Origin of the sequence: Roseomonas sp. HF4 (genome assembly GCF_005222755.1) — a bacterium.
Taxonomy (GTDB): Bacteria; Pseudomonadota; Alphaproteobacteria; order Acetobacterales; family Acetobacteraceae; genus Neoroseomonas.
Window position 1 is genome coordinate 135,264 of record NZ_STGD01000003.1, and the last position, 25,455, is coordinate 160,718.

A 25,455-nucleotide genomic window follows, 5' to 3' on the forward strand; every position below is an offset into this window, starting at 1 on the left:
GAGGGGGCGGCGCCACAACCCCGCATTGTGCGCCGGCGGTGTTGAGCCCTGACATGAATAAAACCCTGGCAAATATCTGAAAAGATGCGTATCTTTTGACGTTCGCCCGATAGGGGATCGGGCTGGTCAGGGGTTGTTGGGCATGGTCGGCCTCGGGCGACGCCCCTTTCTGGGGCTGGGCCTGCTCGCCGCGACGGGTCTGCGGTCCGCGCAGGCGGGCACCATCATCGAGGGCGGCATCACCCCGGCAGGTGCCGGGGCACGGCTGACGCTCGCGATCCAGGGTGGGCAGCGCTGGAGCCTGGTCGCGCTGGCGGATCCGCCGCGGCTCGCGCTCCGGCTGCCGGGCGCAGCCTGGCGTGCAGGCGCGGCGATGCGCGGCGCCGGCCTGGTGCGCGGTGCCCGCTTCCAGGACGCCGGGGACACGCTGCTCATCGACCTCGCGACGCCGGCGCTCGGCCGCGCCGGCCCGGCGCGGGACGGGCGCATCGTCATCGACATCCTGCCGGCCCGGCCCGGCGCCTTTGCCGCCGCGGCGCGCGCCGGGCGGACGCTGGCCCAGGGCGGCGACGCCGACGCCGCGACCCTCCCGCTGGTCGTGATCGACCCGGGCCATGGCGGGCGCGACCCGGGCGCGATCGGCGTCTCGGGCACGGAGGAAAAGCGGATCGTGCTCGCGACCGCGCTCGACCTGCGGCGGCGCCTGCTGTCGGCGCGCACCTGCCGCGTCGCGCTGACCCGCACGCGGGACGTCTTCGTCCCGCTTTCGGACCGGGTGGATTTCGCCCGCCGGCGGGAAGCCGCGCTGTTCGTCTCCCTGCATGCCGATTCCGCGCCGGGCGCGCGCGGCGCGTCGGTCTACACGCTGTCCGACACCGCCACGGACGCCATGTCGGACGCCTTGGCGCGGCGCGAGAACCAGGCCGACCTCGCGGGCGGGCTCCGCCTGCCCTCGGTCAGCCCCGAGGTGCAGCGGATCCTGGTCAGCCTGATGCGGCAGGAGACACGGGCCGGTTCCGCCCGGCTCGCCCGCCATGCCGTGCGCGAATTGGGGGAGGAGGTGCCGCTGCTGCCCAATACGCACCGGGAGGCCGCCTTCGTCGTGCTGAAGTCGCCCGAGATCCCGTCTGCCCTGGTGGAGTTGGGCTTCCTGTCGGACCCGCGGGACGAGGCGGCGCTGCGCCGGCCGGAGCACCGCGCGCGGCTCGCGGGCGCGCTCGCGCGCGCTGTCGGCACGTGGTTGGAGGCCGCGCCGGTGCTGGCGCGGGGCGGATGATGCACCGCAACTGTCGCGGCGGCGGCCCGGTCGGTGTATCAGGGCGCGGATGAGTCCGATCGACCTGCACGCCGACGCGCCCCTCGACCCCGGCCGCCACCGTCCGCGCGGGACGGGCAAGGGGAAGGCCGACCGCCGCGCGCCGCCCCCGCCCGCCGCGGAGACCCCGCCCGGCGCGTCGCGGGACGCCGCGCCCGAGCCGCGCCGCCGCGCCGCGAAACCGGAGAAGCGCCGCCGCCGCCGCGGCCTCGGTCTGCTGCGGCTGTTCCTCGCGCTGCTGGTGGCCGGCGGCCTGGTCGCCTCGGTCGCGGGCTACGGCCTCTATCGCCAGATCGCCGAGGACCTGCCCGACTACCGGTGGCTCTCGGACTACGAGCCGCCGCAGATGAGCCGCATCTTCGCCGCCGATTCCCGCCTGACCGCCGAGCTGGCGACCGAACGGCGGGTGTTCGTGCCGATCGAGGCGATCCCGGCGCGCGTGCAGCAGGCCTTCGTCTCGGCCGAGGACCAGCGCTTCTGGGAACACCACGGCGTCGACCCGCTCGGCATCGGGCGGGCGCTGCTGACGGCGATCGAGAACTACGGCAGCGGGCGGCGGATGGGCGGGGCCTCCACCATCACGCAGCAGGTCGCCAAGAACATGCTGGTCGGCGCCGACCGCACCCTGCTGCGCAAGGCGCGGGAGGCGATCCTCGCCGTGCGCATCGAGCAGGCGCTGAGCAAGGAGCGCATCCTCGAGCTCTACCTGAACGAGATCTTCCTCGGGCAGAGTGCCTACGGCGTCGCCGCCGCCGCGCAGGCGTACTTCAACAAGAGCCTCGACGAGCTGACGCTGGCCGAGGCCGCCTTCCTGGCCGTGCTGCCCAAGGCGCCCAACAACTACAATCCGCTCCGCTTCCCCGAGCAGGCGCGCGCCCGGCGCGACTGGGTGCTCGACCGCATGGCCGAGGACGGCCACATCACGCGCGAGGAAGCCCGCTACGCCAAGGCCGAGCCTATCGTGCCGCGCCCGTCGCGCCGGCCGGAGGTGCTGGCCGTCGGCCAGCATTTCACCGAGGAAGTGCGGCGCGAACTGATCCAGCGCTTCGGCCAGGAGCAGACGACGACGGGCGGGCTCGTGGTGCGCACCAGCCTCGACCCGCGCATCCAGGCCGCGACCGAGCAGGCGCTGCGCAACGGGCTCATGGCCTATGACCGGCGCCGCGGCGGCTGGCGCGGCGCATTCGGCACCATCGCGGCCGGGGCGACGGAATGGTTGCCCGCGCTCGATGCCTTCCAGCGCCCACCGGGGGGCTTGCCCGACTGGAAGCTCGCGGTGGTGCTGGAGGTCGGCAACACCCAGGCGCGGCTCGGCTGGATCGACCGCGCCGACCCGCGCGCGGCGCCGCAGGCGCGCACCGGCCTGATGTACCTGGCCGACCATGCCTGGGCGCGGCCGGCGCGGGACGGGCGGATCGGCGGCCAGCCCACCCGCATGCAGCAGGTCCTGAACCCGGGCGACGTCGTCTTCGTCGAGCAGATGCCGACCGAGACCGCACAGGGCCGCCCCGCCCGGCCCGAACGGCTGGAACTGCGCCAGATGCCGCAGGCCGAGGGCGCCGTTGTCGCGCTGGACCCGCAGACCGGGCGCGTGCTGGCCATGGCCGGCGGCTGGTCCTTCGAACGCTCGTGGTTCAATCGCGCGACACAGGCGATGCGCCAGCCCGGGTCGTCCTTCAAGCCCTTCGTCTACATCACGGCGTTGGAGCAGGGCATCCCGCCGAACCAGGAACTGCTGGACGAGCCGATCGAGATCATGTCCGGCGGGCGCGTGTGGCGGCCGCAAAACTACACAGCCGGGCGGTCCTACGGCTGGGTGACGATGCGCCAGGCGATGGAGCGCAGCCTCAACCTGGTCACGGTGCGGCTCGCGCAGCAGGTGGGCATCGACGCGGTGGCCGATGCGGCCGCGCGCTTCGGCGTCATCCAGAACATGCCGCGCTTCCTGGCACTTTCCCTCGGCGCGGGGGAGACGACGGTGATGCGCATGGCGGCGGGCTACGGCGCCTTCGTCAATGGCGGGCGGGAAGTGACGCCGACGCTGATCGACAGCGTGCAGGACCGGCGCGGGCGCGTCGTGTTCCGCGCCGACCGGCGCGGCTGCGACACCTGCGGCGCCGGCCCCGCCGCGCCGCCCGACCTGTCCGACGCCGAGCGCCGCCAGGTGACCGACCCGATCGCGGCCTACCAGATGGTGAGCCTGCTGCAGGGCGTGGTGCAGCGCGGCACGGCGGCGAACGCCATCGGCAGCCGGCTCGGCCGGCCGGTCGCCGGCAAGACCGGCACGACCGACGACTACAAGGACAACTGGTTCGTGGGCTTCACGCCCGACATCGTGGTCGCGGTCTGGATCGGCTTCGACGAGCCGCGCAGCCTCGGCAACGGGGAGACCGGCGGCGGCAACGCCGCGCCGATCTTCCGGGAGGTCGTCGCCGCGGCGCTGCGCGACAACCCGCCCGTGCCCTTCCGCGCGCCGCCCGGCGTCGCGCTGGTGCGTCTGAATGTCGGCAACGGCTCGATCCTCGAGGCCTTCCGCCCGGGGACCGAGAATTCCGCGCAGCGCATGCGCGACGAGCGTGACAGAGGGGGCGGCTCGGCCGCCGGCCTCGACAGCAACCTGGGCGGCCTCTATTGAGCGCCTCCCATGCGCGCTGAAGCAGAATCCCTGAACGAGCAGATCACCGCCTCGGTGTCCCTGCTGAGGAGGCATCTTTGACTGGGATGCCGCAACCCGTCGACTCGAGGAACTGAACGCCCGCGCCGAGGATCCCGGCCTCTGGAACGATGCCGCCGAGGCGGGGCGCGTGATGCGCGAGCGCGGGCGCCTCGCCGAGCAGGTCGAGGGCGTGCAGCGCCTCGAACGCGATGTCGCCGACGCGCTCGGCCTGATTGAACTGGCCGAGGCGGAGGGCGACGAGGACACGATCGGCGCCGCCGTCGCCGACCTCGAGCGGCTCGCCGAGGAAGCCAAGCGCCGCGAGATCGAGAGCCTGCTGTCCGGCGAGGCCGACGCCAACGACGCCTACCTGGAAGTCAATGCCGGCGCCGGCGGCACCGAGGCTCAGGACTGGGCCGAGATGCTGCTGCGCATGTATGTCCGCTGGGCCGAGAAGCGCGGCTACAAGGTGAGCGTGACGGAACGCAGCGACGGCGAGCAGGCCGGCGTGAAGTCCGCCACCATCCAGGTCAGCGGCCCCAACGCCTATGGCTGGCTCAAGACGGAATCAGGCGTCCATCGCCTGGTGCGCATCAGCCCCTTCGACGCGGCGGCGCGGCGGCAGACCTCCTTCGCCAGCGTCTACGTCTTCCCGGTGATCGACGACCGCATCGAGATCGAGGTCAACCCGGCCGACCTCAGGACCGACACCTTCCGCGCGAGCGGCGCCGGCGGGCAGCACGTCAACAAGACCGAATCCGGCGTGCGCTTCACCCATATCCCGACCGGGATCGTGGTGGCGTCCACGCAGGACCGCAGCCAGCACCGCAACCGCGCCATCGCGATGGAGATGCTGAAGGCGCGGCTGTACGAGCTCGAACTGCGCAAGCGCGAGGCGATTTCCGACGCGGTCGAGGCCGGCAAGACCGACATCGGCTGGGGCCACCAGATCCGCTCCTACGTGCTGCAGCCCTACCAGATGGTGAAGGACCTGCGGACCAGCGTGGAGAAGGGCAACCCCGACGCGGTGCTCGACGGCGACCTCGACGCCTTCATGGCGGCGGCGCTGGCGCAGCGCGTCGGCGCGACGCGGTCCGAGGCCAGCGCGGCGGCGCGCTGAACGCGCTCAGAACCCGGTTCAAGAAGGCGCCTTCGGGCGCATTCCGATGTCCGGTGCCGGCTTTCCCAAACAGGCGCTCAGCCGTCCTCGACCTGCCGCTGCAGGCTGCGCGCCAGCCGCCGGATGTCCTCGAGGTTCGCGACCAGCGCCTCCTTCCCCGCCGCCGTGGGCCGGAGCGGCGAGGGCCCGAACAGCCGCGCCGTATCCGCGGCCGGCACCCCAGCGAGCCGCGCGATGCGCTCCGCCGCATCCGGCGCCACGGTCTGCCCCGCGATGAAGTCGGGATAGGACACCTCCAGGAAGCGCGCATGCCCCGCGAAGGCGCGCTGCACGAAGCGCCGCGTGCGCAGCACCGGCAGCATGTAGGCGAGCGCCTGGTCGGCACCGAGCGTCACCTGCATCCCGCGCGCCGCATCGGCGTCGTTGCCCGTGTGGTAGATGCCCCGTGTCTCGGCGATGACGTGGCTCGCGAATCCCTCCGCGAGGTCCGGGCGCACCAGGTGGATGATCGCTGCGCGGCGCGACTTCAGCCAGTTGATCAGGAAGTTCGACCCCGGCGTGCCGATCGGCGGCGTCCAGATCGGCGCGAAGCTGCCGAGGTTGTTGTACATCAGGTCGAAATGCAGCAGCCGCGGCGCGACCTGCTCGCGCAGCCGGTCGACGAAGCCGTCGAGCAGCGCGCCCATCTCCTCCGCCTCGAAGCCGAAGGCGCCGCGCGCGGCCACGAACTCGGCGACGAAGGCCCGGAAGGCCGCGCCCGAGGGGCCGGGCTGGAACACCTCGCCCTGGGATCGCGCGAGGTCGCCGGCCGACAGCGACGTGCCGAGGAACTTCGTGCCGCTCCGCTGCGTCGCCACGGTCACGAGGAACGGGGGGGCGCCGTCAGCCATGCGCGGCGCGTCGTCGGCTCTGCACGGCGGTCGTCCCCCTTGCCTCGGCAGGCGCGGCGCGCCCCGGTCGCCGAGAACAGGGGCGCATGAGGCGGCAAGTCAAGCGTCCATGCCGTCCTTGACCCTGCCGGTGGCGCAGTCTACCGGCGGTTGAGCGAAGGGGGTCGCGCGCTTGGCACTCAGTGTCGTGCATGTCTCGCATGGCGCGGGCGGCGGGGCCGGCCGGGCGGGGCGGCGCGCGCATCTCGCCGCACGGGCCGCCGGGCTGCGGTCCGCCTTCGCCTTCGCGGATGGGGAGGCGGCAGCCGAGGGCGAGATGCGCCTCGCCGCGACACCGCCTGAGGGGCCTGCCGCCGCCCTGGCCGAGGCGCTGACCGCCCGCGTGCAATGGGGCCTGGTGCCGGCCTCGCGCAGCGACGCGACGAACACGCTCTTCTCCATCGCGCATCCGGGGCTGGCGCTCGACCGGCAGGGCGTGCTCGCCGCGGCCGACATCCTGCACCTGCACTGGACCTCCTGGCTGGTCGCGCCCGCGACGATCCGGCGCTGGCTCGCGGCCGGGCGGCGCGTGGTCTGGACGCTGCACGACCTCTGGCCCATGACCGGCGGCTGCCACTACCCGGCGGGTTGCGAGCAGTACCGCACCGCCTGCCTCGCCTGCCCGCAGCTGGCCGATGGCTGGTCGCTCGTGCCCAATGCCTTCGCCGAGAAGCGCGCCGCCTGGTCGGACCCCGGGCCCGTCTTGGTCGCACCGTCGCGCTGGATGGCGGCGCGCGCGGCGGAGAGCGCCATCCTCGGCGGCTGCCGCATCGAGGTGATCCCGAACGCGGTCGAGACCGGGCTTTTCGCCCCGCCGGCCGAGCGCGACGGGCTGCGCGCCGCCTGGGGCGTGGGGCCGGGCGACCTGCTGGTCGTGGCCGGAGCCTTCGACAACCGCGAACGCCGCAAGGGCGGCGCGCTGCTGGCCGAGGCGCTCGCGCGCCTGGCCGCCGACGGGCGCCTCGCGGCGCTGCTGCCGCCGGGCGGGCGAGTGGTGGTGGCGGGCTTCGGCCGCGCCGCGCCGGCGCCCGCGCCAGGCCTCGACGCCCTGGCCTTCGGGGAGGTCTCCGAGGATTCGGTGATGGCCGACATCCTCGGCGCCGCCGACCTCGCGGTGATCCCATCGCTCGAGGACAACTACCCGAACATCGCGCTCGAGGCGCTGGCCTGCGGCACGCCCTGCGTCGCGACCCCCGTGGGCGGGCTGCCGGACCTGGTGCGGGACGGGGAGAGCGGCCTGCTCGCCGCCGCGGCCGAGGCGGGCGCACTGGCCGAGGCGCTGCTCGCCTTCGCCGCGCGCCACTTCGGCGATGCGGGGCTGCGCGCCCGCGCCCGCGCCCAGGCCGAGCGCGAGAACGCGCTGCCCGTCGTCGGTGCGCGCCTCGCCGCGCTGTACGCCGGGATCGCGGCGCCGCCGCGCGCCCCGTCACCGAGCGCGGCCGCCCATGCCCGCGCGCTGCGCGCCTTCGCCGAGGCGCCGGTGGCGGTCGAGGCGATGCCCGCCGCGCCCTTTCTGCGTTTCCCGGCAAACCTGCTGCTGGGCGGCATGGCCGGCGACGGTGCGGCGGGTCTCGCCGCACCCGAATTGCCGGCGCCGCGGGCGGCGCTGAACGTGTTGGCGCTGCACACGCGCCACCTCCATCACGGTGCGCGCTCCGGGCCCTGGCAGTTCCTGCGCCACCTGCCCGAGGGCATGGCGGCCGAAGTGCGCGCCACGCCACTCGGCGACGCGCTGGCGGGCGGGGAGGCCGCGACCTACCGCGACTGGGGCCGCCTGCTCGGCGCCGTGCCCTTCGGCCAGCAGGGCAATGCCTGGCTCGCGGAGGCCGAGATCCTCGCCGCCTGCGCCGCGACCGGCTTCGACGTGCTGCACGCAATCGACGGTGAGCACGCGATGTGGCTGCTGCCCCGCCTGCCGGCCGCGCTGTTTTCCGGTGGCCGCCGCCCGGCCTTCGCCGCCACCTTCCACCAGCCGCCCGCGCTGCTGGCGGCCATGGTGAACACCGGGCTGCTCGCGCGGCTCGACGCCGTGGTGGTGCTCTGCGAGGCGCAGCGCGCGGCGCTGGCGCAGCATCTCGATCCGGCGCGGCTGCATGTCATCCAGCATGGCGTGGACACTGCGTTCTTCACGCCGGGGCCGCGGCAGGCCGGGGAGGGGCTGCGGCTGCTCTCGGTCGGCCACTGGCTGCGCGACCACGATGCCGCCTTCGCGGCGCTCGCCCTGCTGCGGCAGGCCGGGATCGACGCGCGGCTGCGCATCGTCTCGCCCGCCGCGCCGCACCCGCTGCCGCAGGGCGTCACGGCCGAGGCCGGCCTGTCGGACGAGGCGTTGCGCCAGGCCTATCGCGACGCCGATGCCCTGCTGCTGCCGCTGGCCGACGCCACCGCGAACAACGCGGTGCTGGAGGCGATGGCCTGCGGCCGGCCGGTGGTCAGCACCGATGTCGGCGGCGTGGCGGAGATGACGGCCGGTGCGGCGCGCCTCGCGCCCGCGGGCGATGCGGCGGCGCTGGCCGAGGCGGTCGCCGCCCTGGCACGCGACCCCGACGCCGCGGCGGCGCTCGGCCGCGCGGCGCGCGCGCGGGCGGAGGCGCTCGACTGGCGCCATGTCGCGGCGCGCCATGCCGCGCTCTATGCGGACCTGGCCGCGCTACGGGCATGAGCCGCGCCCTGGTCCTGTCCGCCGCCGCCTGGCGCCGCGCGGGGGAGGGCGCCTGGACGGCGGGCGCCGCGCTGCCCGCCGCCGGCCGCCTCGCCGTCTGGGCCGAGGGCTGGGCGCCGGCGCCCGGTGCCGCGCTCGCGGCTGGCGGTGCCCCGGCACCCTTCGCGATGCTCGGCGCCACGGCCTTCGCGGTGCCGCAGGGCGTGCCGGGCGCGGTGCTGCTGCTGCGGGCTGCCGCACCGCCGCCCGCCTGCCGCGTGCTGCTCCCCGCGGCGGCGCATCATTCGCCGACGCTCGACGGGGTCTGGCCGCGCGCCGTCGCACGCCCGGCGGCGCCCGCCGCGCCGGACCTCGCGGCGGCGCGCGCGCTGATGGCGGCGGCGCTGGCGGCCGGCGACATCGACGGCGCGCTCGGGCAACTGGCCGACATGCTGGCGGCGGCGCGCCGGGCGCCGGAGACGCTGGCGGCCGCGGCCGCCCTGCTCGCGCATCTCGCGTGCCATCCCTTCTGCCGCAGCCCGCGCCTCGGCGCGCTGGCCGCCGCGCTGACCGACGACTGACCGCGGGGATCGCCGCATGGGCCTGATCATCCTCGACCCGAACCTCGACGGCGAAGCGGGGCATCACCTCGCCTACGACCTCGCCATCGCGCGGGAGGCGATGGCGCGGGGCGAGACCGCCACCATCATCGCCAACCGCCGCTTCCCGTCCGCCGAGGCCGAGGGCGTGCGCATCGTCCCGCACTTCACCGAGACCTGCTACGCGCTCTGCCACGACGACCCGGTGACCGGGCGCTTCGACGACTACCGCCACTTCAACGACCTGCTGCAGGCGGAACTCGCCGCCCTGCCGCGCAACGAGTTCCGCGCGACCGACGCCGTGCTGGTGCCGACCGTCACCGAGATCCACCTGGCCGGCTTCATCGGCTGGATGAAGGGCTTCGATCCGGCCGAGGCGCCGGTGTTCCTCATCCACCTGATGATGCCGTCCGGCATGGCGGTGGAGGACGGCGCGGCGCGGGTCGAGGATCCGCTGCGCGCGCTGTTCTATCGCCTGGCCGACCGCGCGGCGCACGAGCCCGGGCCGCCGGTCCACCTGTTCGCGAGCGGCGGGCAGCATGCGGCGGAATACGGCGCGCTGTTCGGACGCGCCGTGGCGCCGCACCCGCTGCCGCTCCGCCCCGAGCCCGGCGCGCGCGTGGCCGGGCGCCGGGCGTTGCTGTTTGCGGGCGACGCGCGCGCCGACAAGGGCATCGGCGTGCTGCCCGACCTCGTGCCGCGCCTGGCCGAAGCGCATCCCGACTGGACCTTCGCCGCGCATGTGAACGCCGCCCACGCCTGGGGCCCCGCCCGCGCGGCGGCCGAGGCGCTGGCCGGGATCGCCGCCGGGCTGCCGGCGCTGGCGCTGGCCGGCGGCCGCCTGCCGCCGGAGGAGTACCTGGCGTTGCTGCAGGGTGCGCGGATCGCGCTGTTCCCCTACGACCCGGACCTCTATCGCCGGAAATCCTCCGGCGTGCTGTGGGAGGCGGTGAGCCTCGGCTTGCCGCTGATCGTGCCCGCCGGCACTTGGCTCGCGCATGAGGCGCGGCACTGGGGCGCCGGCCACGTGACCTATGCCGCGCAGGATGCCGAGGCGATCGCCGCCGCCTTCGCCGCGGCGCTGCCCCGCATCGCGGAACTCGAGGCCGCCTCGGCCGCCGCCTCGGCGCGCTACCGCGCGGCGAACGGCGCCGCGGCGCTGCTCGACCAGATCGCCGCGTTATGGGTGCGGCATAAGGCGACGGCGATGCTGGCGGCGCGCCCGCGCGGCGTGGCGCTCGACCTTGGGCGACTCGAGGCCGGCTGGCATCGGCCCGAGACGGTCGAGGGCCGCCCCGCGCGCTGGACGACGCAGGACCCCGTGATCGCCTTCGACTGGCCCTTCGAGGAAGGCTGGGAGGTGCGGATCTCGGTGCAGGCGATGCTGGACGCGAAGCAGGTCGAGAGCGTGCAGGCGAGCGCCAATGGCGCGCCCGTCGCCGCGATGCCGCTGCGCGACGGGCGGGGCATGCGCCTGCTGCTGCGCGGGCCTGGGCCGGGCCGGGCGGCGCCGCGGGTCGAGCTGCGCCTGCGCCTGCCCTTCACGCGGCGCCCGGCGAACGACGCGCGCGACCTCGGCCTGCTGGTCTCGGGCATCCGGGTCGGGCCGGCCTCGGCCGCGCCGGGGCAGCCGGCGGCGCTGCCGCAGGCGCACATCCTAGGGCGCGCGGGGCCGGGCGGCGGCTGGCCGGTGGCGCCGGCCGTGAGCGGGGAGGTGGCAGCGGCCGCCGGCGCGCCCTGCGTGCTCGCCTTCCGCCTGCGGGCGGAGGTGGCTGCGGCGCGCGGCCTCGTGCTGCATGTCAACGGCGTACCGGTGCCGCTCACGGTCTCGGCGGAGCCGGGTGGGACCTGGCTCGCCACTGCGGCGCTGCCGCCGGCCGTGCTGCGCCTGGCCGGCGCGCGCGGCACCTGGGACCTCGTCGCGGACGGCACGAACGAGGCGCCGGTGCTGCTTTCGGTCGCGGCGGCGGAGACGGCGGGCACGGCCTTGCCGGGCGAGGCACCGCCCGAGGCGCTGCCCCCGCCCGCCTCCCGCCCCGCGGGGCCCGGGCCCTGGATCCGCTGGGACCTGTCGGAGGGCTTCGGAGGCGAGGAGGGGCCCTTCCCCGACCTCGGCATCCCGGCCGGCGTGCGCTGGGTGCTGGCGCGGGAGGCGCGCCTGGTGCTGGAGGCGACGGAGGCTGGCGCCGTGCGCCTCGCGATCCGCCACCGCGGGCTGCTGCCGCGCCAGGCGGTGCGCGTGGCGCTGAACGGCGGCGCGGCCACCACGGTCGAGGCGGCGGGCGGCGGGCTGAAGGCGGTGGGCGAGATGGTCCTCGACCTCGACCTCGCGGCCGGGGCGAACACGCTCTCGCTCGGCTTCGCGGGCGCGGTGCGCGAGCCCGGCACGGGCCGCGAACTCGTGCTGCTGGTCGAGCGCGCGGAACTCGCGCGCGGCTGAAGGTCAGCGCATCGCGGCCTTCAGCACCGCGCCCACCTCATCCAGGATGACGGGGTCGTCGATCGTGGGCGGCACGACGTAGTCCTCCCCGTCGGCGATCTTGCGCAGCGTGGCGCGCAGGATCTTGCCGGACCGCGTCTTGGGCAGGCGGGCGACGACACGGGCGTCCTTGAAGGCGGCGACGGGGCCGATGCGGTCACGTACCATGGCCACGACCTCGCGCGCGATCTCGGCCTCCGGCTTCGTCACGCCGGATTTCAGCACGACCAGGCCGAGCGGCACCTGGCCCTTCAGCGTGTCGCGCACGCCGACCACGGCGCATTCCGCGACATCGGGGTGGGAGGCCAGCACCTCCTCCATCCCGCCGGTGGACAGCCGGTGACCAGCGACGTTGATGATGTCGTCGGTGCGCGACATGACCGAGACGTAGCCCTCGGCGTCGATCATCCCGGCATCGGCGGTGCTGTAGAAGCCGGGATGCGCCGAGAGGTAGGCGTCGCGGAAGCGGTCGTCGGCGTTGAACAGCGTCGGCAGGCAGGAAGGCGGCAGCGGCAGGCGGATCGCGAGGCTGCCGATCTGCCCGCGCGGGACTTCCTGGTTGGCCTCGTCCAGCACCACCACGTCGTAGCCGGGGGCGGGCTTGCCGCCCGATCCCGGCCTGGTCGGGAACAGGCCGAGGCCGCGGAAATTGCCGGTGATGGTCCAGCCCGTCTCGGTCTGCCACCAATGGTCGACCACGGGCTTGCCCAGCAGGCGCTGCGACCAGGTGATGGTGTCGGGGTCGCAGCGCTCGCCGGCGAGGTAGAGGGCTTCGAGCTTCGAGAGGTCGTGGCGCTTCAGGAATTCGCCTTCCGGATCCTCCTTCTTGATGGCGCGGATCGCGGTCGGCGCGGTGAACAGCACCTTCACCCCGTGCTGTTCGCAGACCCGCCAGAAGGTGCCGGCATCGGGCGTGCCGACGGGCTTGCCCTCGAACAGCACGGTGGTGCAGCCGGCCAGCAGCGGCGCGTAGACGATGTAGGAATGCCCGACGACCCAGCCGACATCGGACGCCGCCCAGTACACGTCGCCCGCCTGCACGCCATAGACCATGGCCATCGAGTTCATCAGCGCGACAGCGTGCCCGCCATTGTCGCGGAGAATCCCCTTGGGCGCGCCCGTCGTGCCGGAGGTGTAGAGGATGTAGAGCGGGTCGGTGCTGTCCACGGAAACGCAGGGATGCGGCGCCGCGGCGCGCTCGGCTTCCAGCAGGTCCTCGTCGCGGCCGGGGGTCAGCTCGCAGGGCGAGGCTTCGCGCTGCAGGATCAGCACGGCGCCGGGCTTGTGCGGGCTGAGCGCGATCGCGGCGTCAAGCAGCGGCTTGTACTTCACCACGCGCCCGGGCTCGAGCCCGCAGGAGGTGGAGACGATCGCCTTCGGCTTCGCATCGGCGATGCGCGCCGCGAGCTCCGCCGCGGCGAAGCCGCCGAACACCACCGAATGCACCGCGCCGAGCCGCGCGCAGGCCAGCATGGCGATCGCCGCCTCCGGCACCATCGGCATGTAGATGACAACGCGGTCGCCCTTGCCCACGCCCCGCGCGGCGAGCGCGCCGGCCACGCGCGCCACGCGGTCCTGCAGCGCGGCGTAGGTGATGGTCAGGGTCCGCCCGGTCATCGGGCTGTCCCAAATGATCGCGGCCTGGTCGCCGCGGCCGGCGGCGACGTGGCGGTCCACCGCGTTGAAGCAGGTGTTGAGCCGCCCGCCCGGGAACCACCGGCCATAGACGCCGAGCGACGCGTCGAAGGTGGCCGCCGGTGGCGTATCCCAGGCGATGCCGCGGGCGGCCTCGGCCCACCAGCCCTGGGGGTCCTGCTTCCAGCGCGCATAGGTCTCGTCGTAGTGCGTCATGGCGCCTGTCCTCCCCCGGTCCCGGCGCGAAGCCTGGACCGGCGCGTCCTTGGCAAGCAAGGGGGCGCCCGGCCTTGCGTCAGATCAAGTGACGAGGGCCGGGGGGCGTGCCACGCTTCGGTGCATGAGCGGTCTGCTCCGCCGTGCCGCCGCCGCCTTCGCCAATGGCATGAAGCCCTCGGCGCGCGAGTTCGTGCGCGCGCGCGCGCATTTCCACGCCGCCCTGCCGCCCGGCCCGCTGCCCTTCCAGCGCTACGTCGTGTTCGACCTGGAATCGACGGGCCTCAAGCCCACCACAGGCGACGGGCTGCTGTCGATCGGCGCGGTACGGCTGCGCGACACCGAGACGGTCGAGCGCTTCGAGACGCTGGTGAACCCCGGCCGGCCGATCCCGCCCGAGGGCATCCGCTACCACGGCATCACCGACGATAAGGTCTGCGCCGCGCCGCGCGCCGCGGAGGCGATCGCCGCCTTCCTCGACTTCGCGAAGGACGACGTGCTGGTCGCGCACAACGCCGCCTTCGACCGCACTCTGCTGTTCATGGAGGAATTCCGCGGTGCGCCCGCGGTCCCGAACCCGTTCCTCTGTTCCATGGCGACGTCGCGCTGGCTCGACCCCGGGGAGCCGGACCATTCGCTGGACGGCCTCTGCGGCCGCGCGGGCATCGTCATCGAGGGGCGGCACGAGGCGCTGGGCGATGCCGAGGCGACGGCCGCGCTCTGGGTCCACCTGCTGGCGCGCGCGGCGGCGCGCGGCGTCGAGGATCTGCAGGAGCTGACGCGCCGCAGCCGGATGCTGTCCGGCATCGCCGAGACCGCCGAACATTTCTGACCGCTACCAGAGCTGCCCGGTGAAGGCGCCAAAGGCGCCGCGGCTGAAGGATCGGACGGCCTTCAGCGCGTCCCGCAGGTCGCCGCGCGCGGCCTTCGGCAGCGCCGCCGTGTCCACGAGGTTGCCGGGGCTCTGTCCCGCCGCGTGGTCGGCGAGCTGCTGGTGCAGCACGGTGTCGAGCAGCAGGTCGAAGGCCGCCGCGAGGTCCGCCGCCTCCCGCGCCGAGACCTTCCCGACCTGCCCGAGCGCCGCGATGCGCGCGAGCGTGCCGGTTTCCGCCACGCCGGCCGAGAGCGCCACCAGCCGCACCGCGGCCACCAGCGGCATGAGCCCGTGCAGCTTGAGGTCGGTGCGCGTGCCGGGCCCCGGCTCGTCATCCGTGAAGCCGCCCCAGAGCGTCAGCCCGACGGTGAGCGCCTGGTTCTGCCCGGCCATCGCCGCGAGCAGCGCCGGGCTGGCCTTCAGGATGCGCGAGAGGTGCCCGCGCAGCGCCTCGGCCGGGGCGGTGTCGCCCCAGGCGGCGCGGAAGTCGAAGGCGATGTCGGAGAACAGCAGCGCGGCACCGGCTCGGCGATAGGCCCAGTGCTCGAACTGCCGCTGCCATTGCGGCAGCGTCTTCCGCCACAGCGGGTTCATCGCCATCACGCCGCCGGGGCAGAGCGGGAACCCCGCCTTGTCGAGGCCGCGGTTGAAATGCTCGGCGAAGGCGCGGAACCAGGCGTCGATGCGCCCGTGGTCGTCGTCGTGGTAGTCGCCGAGGATCAGGCCGTTGTCCTGGTCGGGGCGGAGCAGGCTCTCGCCGCGCCCGGCGCTGCCCATCACCAGCAGGGTGAAGGGAACTGGCGGCGCGCCATGCGCGGCCAGCGTCCTGTCGAGCACGCGGCGGTGCAGCTCGACATTGATGCCGCTGACGAGGCCGACCACGTCGCGCGCGGCGACGCCCTCGGCCAGCAGCGCGGCGGCGACGCCGGCCTGCGCCGCCTTCACCTCGGCGTCGTCGCCGGCCAGGCTGTCGAGATGACCGAGCAGCCGGCCGGAGACGGCGGCGAGCGTCTCGGCGCGGTGCAGCATGCCGACGCAGCGCCCGTCCTGCCCGAGCACCGGCAGGTGCCTGAGGTGCCCGGCGCGGAGCAGTGCCACGGCGCGCCAGAGGCCGGCATCCTCGGTGCAGGCCGTGACCGGGGCGGTCATGGCGGCCAGGAGCGGTGCCTCGGGCGGCAGGCGGAAGACGACGCGGCGGGTCACGTCCTGCTCGGTCAGGATGCCGACGGGCCGTCCGTCCGGATCGACCGCGAGCACGGCCGAGGCGCGCGCCGCCTCCATCGCGCCCAGTACCGCGGACAGCGGGGCATCGGGCCGGAAGGCGGGCGGCGGCGGCGCCATGGCGGCGGTCACGGCGCCCGTCAGCGCCGCGGCGGGGGAGGAATGGCCAGGAGCCGTCGAACGCTGCATCGTCCTCAGCCAGTCTCGGTCGGTTGCCGGGCCAGTATGGCGATGCGGCGCGCCGGCGTCAGTCTTCGGCGACGAGGCGGGCGGCGAGGCGCGGCGCGTCGAAGCGGCGTTCCATCTCCTGCCGTGCCGAGACCAGGTGGAAGCGCAGCGCGCCGCGGATCGAGGGCGCTTCCCCCCTGCGCTGGTCGGGATGGATGGGCAGCGTGGCGAACAGCGGGGCCTCGGCCAGAAGCGGCATCTCGTTGGAGCGCGCGGGCGGGGAGATCTGCAACCCCGCGAGGTGGTGGCGGATCGAGAAGCCATCGATGGTCTGGCGCTCCGCCTCCGGCGGCGGGTCGGCCATGAGGGCCGAATCGTGCAGCCGGGCCAGGGCTTCGAGCAACGTCTCCGCCCGTTCTGGGGCGTAGGGCCTGAGCCAGGCTTCTGACACGGCCGTAACGTCCGCGAGCGCGCCGAAGAAGACCTGCCAGCGGCAATGGTCGAGCGCCGCGCGGAACATCGGCTCGGAGAACAGCTTCTCCTCATGCCGGCCCGACTTCACGCGACAGTAGTCGAGCACCGTCTTCTGCGCGACGTAGGCGCCCTGGGCGCGGATGAACTCGCCGAGCAGCAGCGGGTCGGCGGATTGCGCGGGTGTCATGAATCGGCCGAGCAGGCCGGCCAGCCGGGACTTCATTCGTAAGCAACCTTGTTGCGTTGCAACGCCGCCGCATGGCAGCCTTGCCGGGCGAGGACTATGGACTGGCCGGGTCAGCGGCCGGGTGGCGCCCTCGCTCAACATGCCGAGCCCGTTGATTCGGGGTCGGGGAAGACAATAGGGGGGACAAAGGTCCAATGCCACTCGCTGAACCGGGAACCGGCCGACCGTCGAGTTCCGAACCGGCCGTCGATGCCGCGACCGCGGCGCGCTACTGGTCCAAGACATCCGGCCTGATGTGGCTGATGCTGGTGATCTGGGTGATCGCGGGCTTCGGCATCCACGCCTTCGCGCCGATGCTGAACAATTACAAGTTCCTGGGCTTTCCGCTCGGCTTCTACATGGCGGCGCAGGGCAGCCTCATCATCTTCGTCGTCATGCTGTTCTGGTTCGCGCGCCGGCAGAACGCGATCGATGCCGAATTCGGCGTGTCGGAGGACTGAGGCATGTCGGAGAACTCCTCCCAGAAGGGCGATTTTCTCTCGAATCTCGGCAAGGTCTACACGTGGTACACGGGCGGCTTCGCCGCCTTCGTGCTCGTGCTGGCGGTGCTCGAGCAGATGGGCGTTCCGAACCGCATCATCGGCTACCTGTTCGTGTTCCTCACGATCGGCGTGTATGCGCTGATCGGCTACCTGTCGCGCACCGCGCAGGTGTCGGAATACTACGTTGCGGGACGACGCGTGCCGGCCTTCTATAACGGCATGGCGACCGGCTCCGACTGGATGTCGGCGGCCTCCTTCATCGGCATGGCGGGCACGCTCTACCTGCTCGGCTTCGACGGCCTCGCCTTCGTGCTGGGGTGGACGGGCGGCTACGTGCTGGTGGCGATCCTGCTGGCCCCGTATCTCCGCAAGTTCGGCGCCTACACGGTGCCCGACTTCCTCGGCGCCCGGTACGGCGGCAACTTCGCGCGCTTCTGCGGCGTCATCGTGCTGATGTCGGCGTCCTTCACCTACGTCGTGGCGCAGATCTTCGGCACGGGCATCATCGCGTCCCGCTTCCTTGGCATCTCCTTCGAACTCGCGGTCTTCGTGGGGCTCGCGGGCATCCTGGTGTGCTCCATGCTGGGCGGCATGCGAGCGGTCACCTGGACCCAGGTGGCGCAGTACATCATCCTGATCATCGCCTACCTCATCCCGGTCGTGCTGCTCTCGGCCAAGGTGACGGGCGTGCCGATTCCCCAGCTGATGTACGGCCAGGCGATCGACCAGATCGAGATGCTGCGCGCGACGAAGGAGGCGCTGGCTGGCGCGCCATCGCACATCACGCCATTCCAGACCTACGACCCGCTCAACTTCTTTGGGCTGATCTTCTGCCTCATGGTCGGCACGGCGTCGCTGCCGCATATCCTGATGCGCTACTTCACCACGCCGTCCGTGCGCGACGCGCGGAAGTCGGTGGCCTGGTCGCTGTTCTTCATCTTCCTGCTGTACTTCACGGCGCCGGCCTATGCGGCCTTCGCGAAGCTGGAAGTGTTCACCAACGTCATCGGCTCGCAGATCGCGGACCTGCCGAACTGGGTGCGCATCTGGTCCGACATCGGCCTTGTCCGCGTGAATGACGCGAACGCGGACGGCATCCTCCAGTTCCGGGAATTCGTGATCAACGCCGACGCCATCGTGCTGGCGACGCCGGAGATCGCGGGCCTGCCCTACGTGATCGCGGGACTGGTGGCGGCGGGCGGCTTGGCCGCGGCGCTGTCCACCGCCGACGGGTTGCTGCTCGCGATCGCCAATGCGCTCAGCCACGACATCTACTACCGGATGATCGACCCGAATGCGAACACCAAGCGGCGCTTGGTCGTCGCCCGCATCCTGCTGATCTGCGTGGCGATCGTCGCGGCCTACGTGGCCAGCACGCGCCCGGCGGGCATCCTGGCCATGGTGGCCTGGGCCTTCTCCATCGCGGCCTCGGGCCTGTTCCCGGCGCTGGTGATGGGTGTCTGGTGGAAACGCACGACGACGGCCGGCGCCGTCGCCGGCATGATCGTGGGCTACGGCGTCTGCCTCTTCTACCTGATCGGCACGCAGTACTACGGCATGCCGCTCTGGTTCGGAGTGCGCAACATCTCCTGCGGCCTGTTCGGCATCCCGGCGGCATTCCTGACCACCTGGGTGGTCAGCATGATGACGCCGGAGCCGTCGAAGGACATGCAGGACTTCGTCGAGAGCATCCGCACGCCGCGCGGCGGCGTGCGCATGGCCGGGGGCGAGAAGGCGCCCGAATAGGCGCCTGGCCGCGGCCCGTACGGAACGGGGCGGGACCCTTGCCAGGGTCCCGCCCTTTCTGCATGAGGAGCCCCGATGGGCGAAGACTTCCTGCTTTCCCACCTGCCGTTCTGGATCGTCACCTACCTGCTCGCGCTGGCGGGGTGGGTCTGCATCGGACGCTTCATGATGCAGTTCCTCGTGCCGCCGGACAGTACCAACTACATCTGGCGGTCCTTCCGCGCGCTGTCCGCATGGCCGATGGCCGCGGCACAACTCATGGTGCCGTCCTACGTGCACGGGCTGTTCCTGCCCCTGATCGCCGCCTTCTGGCTGTTTATCCTGAGGATCGGCTTCGGCATCGTGATGCTGGCCGCGGGCCTCGCGCCGCGCATCACGCCGCCGGGGGCGGGCTAGGCCATGTCCCAGCCCACACTGCGCGCCGCCGGCCCGCTCGCCCGCCCGGCCACGCGGCCGGCGTGCCTTCGCCCGACGGCCCGGCCGCCGTCCGATCCGATGGTGCGCTAGGCCATGCAGCCGCAGACCCTGTTCACCCTGACCGTGGCCGTCAGCCTGCTGGCCGGCCTCTCGAGCCCGGCGCTCGCGCTGGTCTTCGCGCTCTATCCCCTCTGGCTGCCCGAGATCTTTCCGCGCACGACCGAGGTCGTCTTCTATGGCGCGAGCCTGATCGTCGCGACCGGCACGTTGCTCGCCTCCGCCATCCCGGCCGCGGTCGCCGAGCGCATGGGCGCCGATCCCGTGACCACGATGAAGGTCTGGCTCGGCGCCGCGGCGCTGCTCACGGGGCTCGGCATCCTCGCGCGGATGTGAGGCCGGTGCCGGCGGACCGCGCCGGCACGCCGTCGGTCGCGGCTGATCCGCCCCGGCCCTTGTCGGCCGGCCGCGGTCGCCCAATGTCCCCCTATCGGAAGATGGATCTCCTCCAGACCCTTGCGGACCTCTCGATCCGCCGCGCCTGCGGCTTCGCTGCGCTCGGCATCGGCACGGTCATGCTCGCGCTGTCCTTCGATCTGGAGCTCGCCTTCCGGTCAGGTGCCGTCCTGACCTCCATCGCCTGCGGCGTGATCTGGCTCTGCGCCTGGTGGTCGCCGCGCCGCGACGTACGGGAGACCGAGCTCTGGTCAATGCTGGCGGCCGAACGCCTGCACCTGACGCGCGGGCCCGAGGCGCCGCGCCTGCAGGCGCTCGCCGGGCGCATCCTGCACGAACGCCTGGTCTGGCACGGGGAACGGGTCGCGCTGGCCGCCATGGCGCTCTGGATCTGCACCGGGCTGACGATGCTGCTGCGCTTCGTCTTTGCGGGCTGAGGACGGGCGGGGGCGGTCCGGAGGTCGCGGCGCAGCCGGTCATGGGTTGCGTTGCGCGGCGCAAGCGGCCTTGAGGAAACCACGGCGCCCCGGCGCCTTTTCGTCGATCATGCGGAGGTCGGTGGCGACGTCGCGCCCCGGCACCTTCAAGCGGGCGGGCCCTTGTCGAAGGCGCGCGCCAACGGCACGAACCGCATTCCGGTCTATTTCGTCACGAACGCCTTCTCGACCACGTAGGTTCCCGGCGCGTTGTTCGCCCCTTCCTCGAAGCCGCGCGCTTCCAGCATGGCCTTGCAGTCCCGGTTCATGGCCTCGGACCCGCACAGCATCACGCGATCGTGCGCGGGGTCGAGCGGCGGCAGTCCGAGATCGGCGAAGATCCGCCCCGATTCGATCAGCGCCGTGATGCGGCCCTGGGTCGGGAAGGCCTCGCGCGTGACGGACGGGTAGTACTTCAGCTTGCCCGCGACCATCTCGCCCAGGAATTCGTGCTCCGGCAGGTCGCGCTCGAACAGATCGCGGTGCGCGAGTTCCGCCACCTGGCGGACGGTGTGCGCCACCACCACCGTCCCGTAGCGGTCGTAGACGTCGGGCTCGCGCGCCAGGCTCAGGAAGGGGGCGAGACCCGTGCCCGTCGCCAGCAGCCAGAGCGTCCGGCCGGGCAGCAGGTTGTCGGTCACCAGCGTGCCGGTCGGCTTCTTCCCGATCAGCACCGTGTCCCCCACCGCGATGTGCTGCAGGCGGGAAGTGAGCGGCCCGTGCTGCACCTTGATCGAGAGGAACTCGAGTTCCTCGTCCCAGGTCGGACTGGCCATGGAATAGGCGCGCACCAGGGGCTTGCCGGCGACCATCAGCCCGATCATCGCGAATTCCCCCGCGCGGAAGCGGAAATGCGCGTCGCGCGTGCAGCGGAAGGAGAACAGCCGGTCGGTCCAGTGGTGCACCCAGGTCACGCGCTCGCCGAAATAGGCGGCGGGAATGACGGGGGAGGCGGGGGTCGGGGCGTCGTTCATGGCCCCGTCTTGTGCTGCGCTGCGGCGGGCGGCGCAACAGGGAAGCGCCGCCGCGCCTTGCACGCGGGCGGGGGGCGGTTTCTGCTGGGGGCATGACAGACCTGCCCGAGGGGGTCCCCTTCGACCCCGCCACCGAACCGCCCGTGGGGCCGCTCCTGCCCGATACGACGCCTCGCCCGCTGCCGGCACGGGTGCCCCATCGCGGGCTGTCGGTGGACCTCGAGCCGCTGCACGCGCGCCATGCGGCGGAACTGTTCCGTGCCGCGCAGGCGGATGCCGGCGGCGCCGGCTGGGCCTACATGGGCTACGGGCCCTTCGCCGATGCCGCGGCGATGCGGGCCTTCGTCGCCGGCTTCGCCGCGACGCACGACCCGATCGCCTGGGCGATCCGCCCGCACGCCAGCGGCACCGCCGATGGCTGGCTGACGCTGATGGAGATCTTCCCGGCCCACGCGCATATCGAGATCGGCAACATCTGGTTCAGCCCGCGCCTGCAGCGAACCCGCGCGGCGACCGAGGCGATGTTCCTGCTGATGCGCCATGCCATGGACGACCTCGGCTATCGGCGCCTGACCTGGAAGTGCAACGCGCTCAACATGCCGTCCCGCCGTGCCGCGGCGCGGCTCGGCTTCAGCTATGAGGGCACGCTCAGGAACCTGCTGGTGGTGAAGGGCCGCCGGCGCGACACCGCCTGGTTCTCGATCCTGGACGACGAATGGCCGGCCCGGCGCGACGCCATCGCGGCCTGGCTGGACGCGGGGAACTGGGGCGCGGACGGGCGGCCGAAGCGGAGCCTCGGCGCGTTCCGGAGCTGAAGTCTCGGGCGCCGGCGCGCGCGGCGCCGGGGTCGCAGGCGGCGGGTGGCGTGCCGACGGGGGGCTCGCGGCGCGGCATCCCGGCCTCGATCCGCCCGGTCGCGGTCTGGTCCGCGCAACCCCGTCGTGCATGAGGCAGGCGATGGCGCGTGCCGCCGGCAGCGATCGCGGCATGATCCGCTTCGCGTCCGTCCCCGTGCCGTGGGCCTGGCCGGCGCCTGGCCGGCCCGGCCACGCCATCGACCGCCAATGTCGCGCCGATGCCATGCGTCCGACACGCAGCCGCAACGGGGCTGGCCTAGACCGCGCCCATCCCCGGCCGAGGATGGTCCCATGCGTCGCCTCCTGCTCGCCGCCGCCCTGTTCGCGGCATCGCCAGCCCTGGCCGACCAGCGCTTCGAGGCCACACTCGCCGGCCACGCCGTGCTGCCGGCCGCGACCTTCGTCGCACCGCCCGCCGGCGCCCCGCCGGGCTTCGCCACCTCCGGCCGTTTCACCGGGCCCGGCAATGCCCGCAACGATCGGGTCGGCAGCCAGCCGGGCGACACGGGCGCCCTGCATGGCCGCCGCCCGACCGGCCTGGCGCTGCCTTTCCAGGGCCAGCCGATGCAGGGTTTCTCGGGCATCGCCCCGGTGCGCGGCGAGGCCGGCGCCAGGTGGGTGCTGACCGACAACGGCTTCGGCAACCGCCGCAACAGCCCCGACGCGCTGCTGATGTTCCACAAGATGCGGCCGGATTTCCGCACCGGCCAGGTGGCGGTCCTGCAGACCATCTTCCTGTCCGACCCGAACCGCGTGATCCCGTTCCACATCGTGACGGATCCGTCGCCGACGCGCTTCCTGACGGGTGCGGATTTCGACCTCGAAGCCATCCAGCCCATGGCCGATGGCAGCTTCTGGATCGGCGAGGAATTCGGCCCCTTCCTGCTCCATGTCGATGCGCAGGGCCGCGTGCTGCGCCTGGTCGAGACCATGCTGGACGGCCAGCCGCTGCGTTCGCCGGACCATCCGGCGCTGTCCGTGCCGGCCAGCCCGACCCAGGCGGTTCCCTACCGCGTGCGGCGCTCGGGCGGCTATGAGGGCATGGCCGCAAGCCCGGATGGGTCGCGCCTCTATGCCATGCTGGAACAGCCGATCTTCGCGCCGAATTCCGACCAGCCGGAGGGCCGGTTCCTGCGCGTGCTGGAATTCGACACCGCGCGCGCTGCCTGGACCGGGCGCGTGCTGCGCTACCGGCTCGAGGACGGCGCCACCGCGATCGGCGACTTCAACATGATCGACGACCGCCGCGCCCTGGTGATCGAGCGCGACAACGGGGAAGGCGACCCCGGCCTTGCCTGCGCGCAGGGCACGCAGAGCACGGCGGACCGCCCCTGCTTCCCGCTGCCTGCCCGCTTCAAGCGGGTCTACCTGATCGACCTCGGCGCCACCGATGCCGAGGGCTTCGTGCGCAAGATCGGCCACATCGACCTGATGGCGATCCGCGACAGCGAGGGCCTGGCGCGGAGCCGCGGCGACCTGCCGGCGAACGCGCCGCGCGATCGCTTCACCTTCCCCTTCTTCACCATCGAGGACGTGGCGATGGTCGATGCCGACCACATCATCGTCGCCAACGACAACAACCTGCCGTTCAGCGCCGGACGCCACCTGACGCGCGCCGACGACAACGAGTTCATCCTGCTGCGCGTGCCCGAACTGCTGCGCGCCCGCTGAAGCCTGGCGGCGGCACGCCTGTTGTCAGCGCGCCGCCGCTGCTTCAATTTCGCTCGCCTCAGCACAGGAGCGGGCAGCATGGCCGAGGACAGCGTGGGCGCCTTCGTTCCCGGGGAACGGGCAACGCGCGGCGGCGCCCCGGCCGGGCCGCTCGCGGGGCTCACCTTCGCGGTCAAGGACCTCTATGACGTCGCGGGCGTGGTCACGGGCTACGGCAACCCTGACTGGGCGCGCACGCACCCGCCGGCGGTGCGCGATGCGGCGGTGGTCTCGGCGCTGCTCGGCGCCGGCGCCGCTCTCGTCGGCAAGACGCGGACGGTCGAGCTTGCCTACGGCCTGACCGGCGAGAATGTCTGGCAGGGCACGCCCATCAACCCGGCCGCGCCGGACCGCTTCCCGGGCGGGTCGTCCTGCGGCTCGGCGGCCGCCGTGGCGGCGGGACTCGCCGACATCGCCATGGGCTCGGACACCGGCGGCTCGGTGCGCATCCCGGCCTCCTATTGCGGCGTGTTCGGCATCCGGCCGAGCTGGGGCGCGGTCAGCCTGGTGGGCGCCTGCCCGCTCGGGCCGTCATTCGACACGGCCGGCTGGTTCGCGGCGCGCGCCGCGGTGCTGCGCCGCGCGGGGGAGGTGCTGCTGCCCCCGGGGGGCGAGGCGCCGCTCGGCCCGCTGCTCAAGGTGCAGGAGGCCTGGGTCAATGCCGAGCCCGGCACTGCCGCCGCGCTCGCCGACGGGCTCGCCGCGGCCGAAGCCGTGCTCGGCCCCGCGCTGGCCGTGCATCTGGCGCCCGAGGGGCTCGATGCCTTCTACGAGAATTTCCGCTGCGCCCAGGCCGAGGAAGCCTGGACCACGCTCGGCCCCTGGATCGCGGCGACCGACCCCGCCTTCGGCCCCGGCGTGAAGGAACGCTTCGCCGCAGCGCGCGCGATGGACCCCGCCAAGGCGGCGGCGGGGCGGGCCTTCCGGCGGATGGCGCAGGCGCGGCTGCATGCGCTGCTGGGCGGCGGCGCGGTGCTGATCTACCCGACCGCCCCCGCGCCGGCGCCGCTGCTGACGGCGAGCCAGGCGGAGCAGAACGCGGTGCGGGAGCGGACGATGGGCGTGACCGCGATCGCAGGCCTCGGCGGCCTGCCGGAGGTGACCCTGCCGGCCGCGCGCGTGGACGGCGCGCCGGTCGGGCTCTCGCTCGTGGCCGCCCCCGGGCGGGACCGCGCGCTGCTGGCGCTGGCCGAGCGCGTCGCCGCCGCCGCGGGGCTGCCGGCATGACGCTCGCGCTGCGCGACGCCGGGCCGGCCGACATCGCGGACATCACCGCGATCTACGCCCATCACGTCCTGACCGGTGCCGGCACCTTCGAGGAGGAACCGCCCGACGTGGCCGAGATGGCCGCGCGCATGGCGAAGGTGCAGGGCGCGGGATGCGCCTGGCTGGTGGCTGAGGACGAGGCGGGGCGCATCCTCGGCTTCGGCTATTTCTCGCAGTACCGGGACCGCTCGGCCTACCGGTATTGCGCCGAGGATTCCGTCTATGTCCGCAACGACATCCGCGGCCAGGGCGTGGGCAAGGCGCTGGTGGCGGAACTGCTGGCGCGCGCCGAGGCGCGGGGCTTCCGGCAGATGATCGCGGTGATCGGCGATTCCGAGAATGTCGGCTCGATCGGGCTGCATCTCTCGCTGGGCTTCCGGCAGGCGGGCATCCTGAAGGCAGCGGGCATGAAGTTCGGCCGCTGGCTCGACGTGGTGCAGATGCAGAGGCCGCTCGGCGAGGGCGACCGGAGCCTGCCGGCCTGAGCCCGTCGCCGCCCC

Annotated in this window: 21 protein-coding genes; 16 read left to right on the top strand and 5 right to left on the bottom strand. The window is 73.4% G+C overall.

All coding sequences use genetic code 11. From position 1 onward, the window contains the following. The first annotated feature begins 142 nt into the window (after positions 1-142). The 3 genes from E8M80_RS06235 (at position 143) to prfB (ending at position 5,091) form a co-directional block, all read left to right on the top strand. Positions 143-1,276, top strand: a complete 1,134-nt coding sequence (locus tag E8M80_RS06235) for an N-acetylmuramoyl-L-alanine amidase (protein WP_137124804.1) — start codon at positions 143-145, stop codon at positions 1,274-1,276. 49 nt (positions 1,277-1,325) lie between these two features. Next, positions 1,326-3,950: a penicillin-binding protein 1A gene (locus tag E8M80_RS06240; RefSeq protein ID WP_137124805.1), complete on the top strand. Its 2,625-nt coding sequence runs from the start codon at positions 1,326-1,328 to the stop codon at positions 3,948-3,950. 9 nt (positions 3,951-3,959) lie between these two features. Continuing rightward, positions 3,960-5,091, top strand: a protein-coding gene (gene prfB, locus E8M80_RS06245; RefSeq protein WP_137124806.1) for a peptide chain release factor 2 whose coding sequence is annotated in 2 segments (ribosomal slippage) — positions 3,960-4,028 and positions 4,030-5,091 — 1,131 coding nt in all. Because the reading frame shifts where the segments join, the coding sequence is not laid out codon by codon here. Between the two features lie 77 nt (positions 5,092-5,168). Here the strand turns inward: prfB and E8M80_RS06250 are convergent. Beyond that, on the bottom strand, positions 5,169-5,981 hold the full coding sequence (locus E8M80_RS06250; RefSeq protein WP_137124807.1) for a hypothetical protein: 813 nt from the start codon (positions 5,979-5,981) through the stop codon (positions 5,169-5,171). A gap of 172 nt (positions 5,982-6,153) precedes the next feature. On the opposite strand from E8M80_RS06250, the gene E8M80_RS06255 reads away from it, so the two are divergent. Genes E8M80_RS06255 through E8M80_RS25800 form a run of 3 tightly spaced genes read left to right on the top strand, consistent with a single transcriptional unit; the run spans position 6,154 to position 11,700 of the window. After that, positions 6,154-8,682: a glycosyltransferase gene (locus E8M80_RS06255; RefSeq protein WP_137124808.1), complete on the top strand. Its 2,529-nt coding sequence runs from the start codon at positions 6,154-6,156 to the stop codon at positions 8,680-8,682. Further along, a complete protein-coding gene (locus tag E8M80_RS06260; RefSeq protein ID WP_137124809.1) occupies positions 8,679-9,242 on the top strand; it encodes a hypothetical protein in 564 nt (187 codons plus the stop codon). Before E8M80_RS06255 ends, E8M80_RS06260 begins: the two co-directional genes overlap by 4 nt. A 16-nt stretch (positions 9,243-9,258) precedes the next feature. Then, on the top strand, positions 9,259-11,700 hold the full coding sequence (locus E8M80_RS25800; protein WP_170979225.1) for a hypothetical protein: 2,442 nt from the start codon (positions 9,259-9,261) through the stop codon (positions 11,698-11,700). A gap of 3 nt (positions 11,701-11,703) precedes the next feature. On the opposite strand, the gene E8M80_RS06270 is transcribed toward E8M80_RS25800, so the two are convergent. After that, positions 11,704-13,590, bottom strand: a complete 1,887-nt coding sequence (locus E8M80_RS06270) for an AMP-binding protein (RefSeq protein ID WP_137124810.1) — start codon at positions 13,588-13,590, stop codon at positions 11,704-11,706. Positions 13,591-13,714: 124 nt separating this feature from the next. On the opposite strand from E8M80_RS06270, the gene E8M80_RS06275 reads away from it, so the two are divergent. Continuing rightward, complete coding sequence (locus E8M80_RS06275; protein ID WP_170979226.1) at positions 13,715-14,422, top strand: PolC-type DNA polymerase III; 708 nt, start codon at positions 13,715-13,717, stop codon at positions 14,420-14,422. A 3-nt stretch (positions 14,423-14,425) separates the two neighbouring features. Here the strand turns inward: E8M80_RS06275 and E8M80_RS06280 are convergent, their stop codons facing one another. Together E8M80_RS06280 and E8M80_RS25805 are read right to left on the bottom strand one after the other, a co-directional pair. Further along, positions 14,426-15,874, bottom strand: coding sequence for a DUF294 nucleotidyltransferase-like domain-containing protein (locus E8M80_RS06280; RefSeq protein WP_170979227.1), 1,449 nt, complete (start codon positions 15,872-15,874; stop codon positions 14,426-14,428). A gap of 58 nt (positions 15,875-15,932) precedes the next feature. Continuing rightward, positions 15,933-16,550 carry a hypothetical protein gene (locus E8M80_RS25805; protein WP_170979228.1) on the bottom strand — a complete coding sequence of 206 codons (618 nt, stop codon included), beginning with the start codon at positions 16,548-16,550 and terminating at the stop codon, positions 15,933-15,935. Positions 16,551-16,708: 158 nt separating this feature from the next. Here E8M80_RS25805 and E8M80_RS06285 point away from each other — a divergent pair, with 158 nt between their 5' ends. The 5 genes from E8M80_RS06285 to E8M80_RS06305 all read left to right on the top strand — a co-directional run bounded on the left by E8M80_RS06285 (position 16,709) and on the right by E8M80_RS06305 (position 20,109). Then, the gene (locus E8M80_RS06285; RefSeq protein WP_137124813.1) at positions 16,709-17,014 is read left to right on the top strand and encodes a DUF4212 domain-containing protein; all 306 of its coding nucleotides are present in this window, start codon (positions 16,709-16,711) and stop codon (positions 17,012-17,014) included. 3 nt (positions 17,015-17,017) lie between these two features. Then, positions 17,018-18,802 (top strand): sodium:solute symporter family protein, encoded by a 1,785-nt coding sequence (locus E8M80_RS06290; protein ID WP_137124814.1) that lies wholly within the window; start codon positions 17,018-17,020, stop codon positions 18,800-18,802. A 75-nt stretch (positions 18,803-18,877) separates the two neighbouring features. Further along, positions 18,878-19,198 (top strand): hypothetical protein, encoded by a 321-nt coding sequence (locus E8M80_RS06295; protein WP_137124815.1) that lies wholly within the window; start codon positions 18,878-18,880, stop codon positions 19,196-19,198. Between the two features lie 114 nt (positions 19,199-19,312). Continuing rightward, positions 19,313-19,612, top strand: coding sequence for a hypothetical protein (locus tag E8M80_RS06300; protein ID WP_137124816.1), 300 nt, complete (start codon positions 19,313-19,315; stop codon positions 19,610-19,612). A gap of 101 nt (positions 19,613-19,713) precedes the next feature. Further along, on the top strand, positions 19,714-20,109 hold the full coding sequence (locus E8M80_RS06305) for a hypothetical protein (protein ID WP_137124817.1): 396 nt from the start codon (positions 19,714-19,716) through the stop codon (positions 20,107-20,109). A gap of 203 nt (positions 20,110-20,312) precedes the next feature. Here the strand turns inward: E8M80_RS06305 and E8M80_RS06310 are convergent, their stop codons facing one another. Beyond that, entirely contained in the window at positions 20,313-21,122 is an 810-nt protein-coding gene (locus E8M80_RS06310; protein WP_137124818.1) for a ferredoxin--NADP reductase, read from the bottom strand. Between the two features lie 92 nt (positions 21,123-21,214). Between E8M80_RS06310 and E8M80_RS06315 the strand changes: the two genes are divergently transcribed. The 4 genes from E8M80_RS06315 to E8M80_RS06330 all read left to right on the top strand — a co-directional run bounded on the left by E8M80_RS06315 (position 21,215) and on the right by E8M80_RS06330 (position 25,440). Then, a complete protein-coding gene (locus E8M80_RS06315; RefSeq protein ID WP_137124819.1) occupies positions 21,215-21,937 on the top strand; it encodes a GNAT family N-acetyltransferase in 723 nt (240 codons plus the stop codon). Positions 21,938-22,270: 333 nt separating this feature from the next. Beyond that, positions 22,271-23,650 carry an esterase-like activity of phytase family protein gene (locus E8M80_RS06320; protein WP_137124820.1) on the top strand — a complete coding sequence of 460 codons (1,380 nt, stop codon included), beginning with the start codon at positions 22,271-22,273 and terminating at the stop codon, positions 23,648-23,650. 78 nt (positions 23,651-23,728) lie between these two features. After that, complete coding sequence (locus tag E8M80_RS06325; RefSeq protein ID WP_137124821.1) at positions 23,729-24,916, top strand: amidase; 1,188 nt, start codon at positions 23,729-23,731, stop codon at positions 24,914-24,916. Then, positions 24,913-25,440 (top strand): GNAT family N-acetyltransferase, encoded by a 528-nt coding sequence (locus E8M80_RS06330; protein ID WP_137124822.1) that lies wholly within the window; start codon positions 24,913-24,915, stop codon positions 25,438-25,440. Before E8M80_RS06325 ends, E8M80_RS06330 begins: the two co-directional genes overlap by 4 nt. Positions 25,441-25,455 lie beyond the last annotated feature (15 nt).

Excerpts from the sequence above, each read along its gene's own strand:
- E8M80_RS06235 (WP_137124804.1), top strand. The coding sequence starts at position 143 with ATGGTCGGCCTCGGGCGACGCCCCTTTCTGGGGCTGGGCCTGCTCGCC.
- E8M80_RS06240 (WP_137124805.1), top strand. The coding sequence starts at position 1,326 with ATGAGTCCGATCGACCTGCACGCCGACGCGCCCCTCGACCCCGGCCGC.
- E8M80_RS06250 (WP_137124807.1), bottom strand. The coding sequence starts at position 5,981 with ATGGCTGACGGCGCCCCCCCGTTCCTCGTGACCGTGGCGACGCAGCGG.
- E8M80_RS06260 (WP_137124809.1), top strand. The coding sequence starts at position 8,679 with ATGAGCCGCGCCCTGGTCCTGTCCGCCGCCGCCTGGCGCCGCGCGGGG.
- E8M80_RS25800 (WP_170979225.1), top strand. The coding sequence starts at position 9,259 with ATGGGCCTGATCATCCTCGACCCGAACCTCGACGGCGAAGCGGGGCAT.
- E8M80_RS06270 (WP_137124810.1), bottom strand. The coding sequence starts at position 13,590 with ATGACGCACTACGACGAGACCTATGCGCGCTGGAAGCAGGACCCCCAG.
- E8M80_RS06275 (WP_170979226.1), top strand. The coding sequence starts at position 13,715 with ATGAGCGGTCTGCTCCGCCGTGCCGCCGCCGCCTTCGCCAATGGCATG.
- E8M80_RS06280 (WP_170979227.1), bottom strand. The coding sequence starts at position 15,874 with ATGCAGCGTTCGACGGCTCCTGGCCATTCCTCCCCCGCCGCGGCGCTG.
- E8M80_RS25805 (WP_170979228.1), bottom strand. The coding sequence starts at position 16,550 with ATGAAGTCCCGGCTGGCCGGCCTGCTCGGCCGATTCATGACACCCGCG.
- E8M80_RS06285 (WP_137124813.1), top strand. The coding sequence starts at position 16,709 with ATGCCACTCGCTGAACCGGGAACCGGCCGACCGTCGAGTTCCGAACCG.
- E8M80_RS06290 (WP_137124814.1), top strand. The coding sequence starts at position 17,018 with ATGTCGGAGAACTCCTCCCAGAAGGGCGATTTTCTCTCGAATCTCGGC.
- E8M80_RS06295 (WP_137124815.1), top strand. The coding sequence starts at position 18,878 with ATGGGCGAAGACTTCCTGCTTTCCCACCTGCCGTTCTGGATCGTCACC.
- E8M80_RS06300 (WP_137124816.1), top strand. The coding sequence starts at position 19,313 with ATGCAGCCGCAGACCCTGTTCACCCTGACCGTGGCCGTCAGCCTGCTG.
- E8M80_RS06305 (WP_137124817.1), top strand. The coding sequence starts at position 19,714 with ATGGATCTCCTCCAGACCCTTGCGGACCTCTCGATCCGCCGCGCCTGC.
- E8M80_RS06310 (WP_137124818.1), bottom strand. The coding sequence starts at position 21,122 with ATGAACGACGCCCCGACCCCCGCCTCCCCCGTCATTCCCGCCGCCTAT.
- E8M80_RS06315 (WP_137124819.1), top strand. The coding sequence starts at position 21,215 with ATGACAGACCTGCCCGAGGGGGTCCCCTTCGACCCCGCCACCGAACCG.
- E8M80_RS06320 (WP_137124820.1), top strand. The coding sequence starts at position 22,271 with ATGCGTCGCCTCCTGCTCGCCGCCGCCCTGTTCGCGGCATCGCCAGCC.
- E8M80_RS06325 (WP_137124821.1), top strand. The coding sequence starts at position 23,729 with ATGGCCGAGGACAGCGTGGGCGCCTTCGTTCCCGGGGAACGGGCAACG.
- E8M80_RS06330 (WP_137124822.1), top strand. The coding sequence starts at position 24,913 with ATGACGCTCGCGCTGCGCGACGCCGGGCCGGCCGACATCGCGGACATC.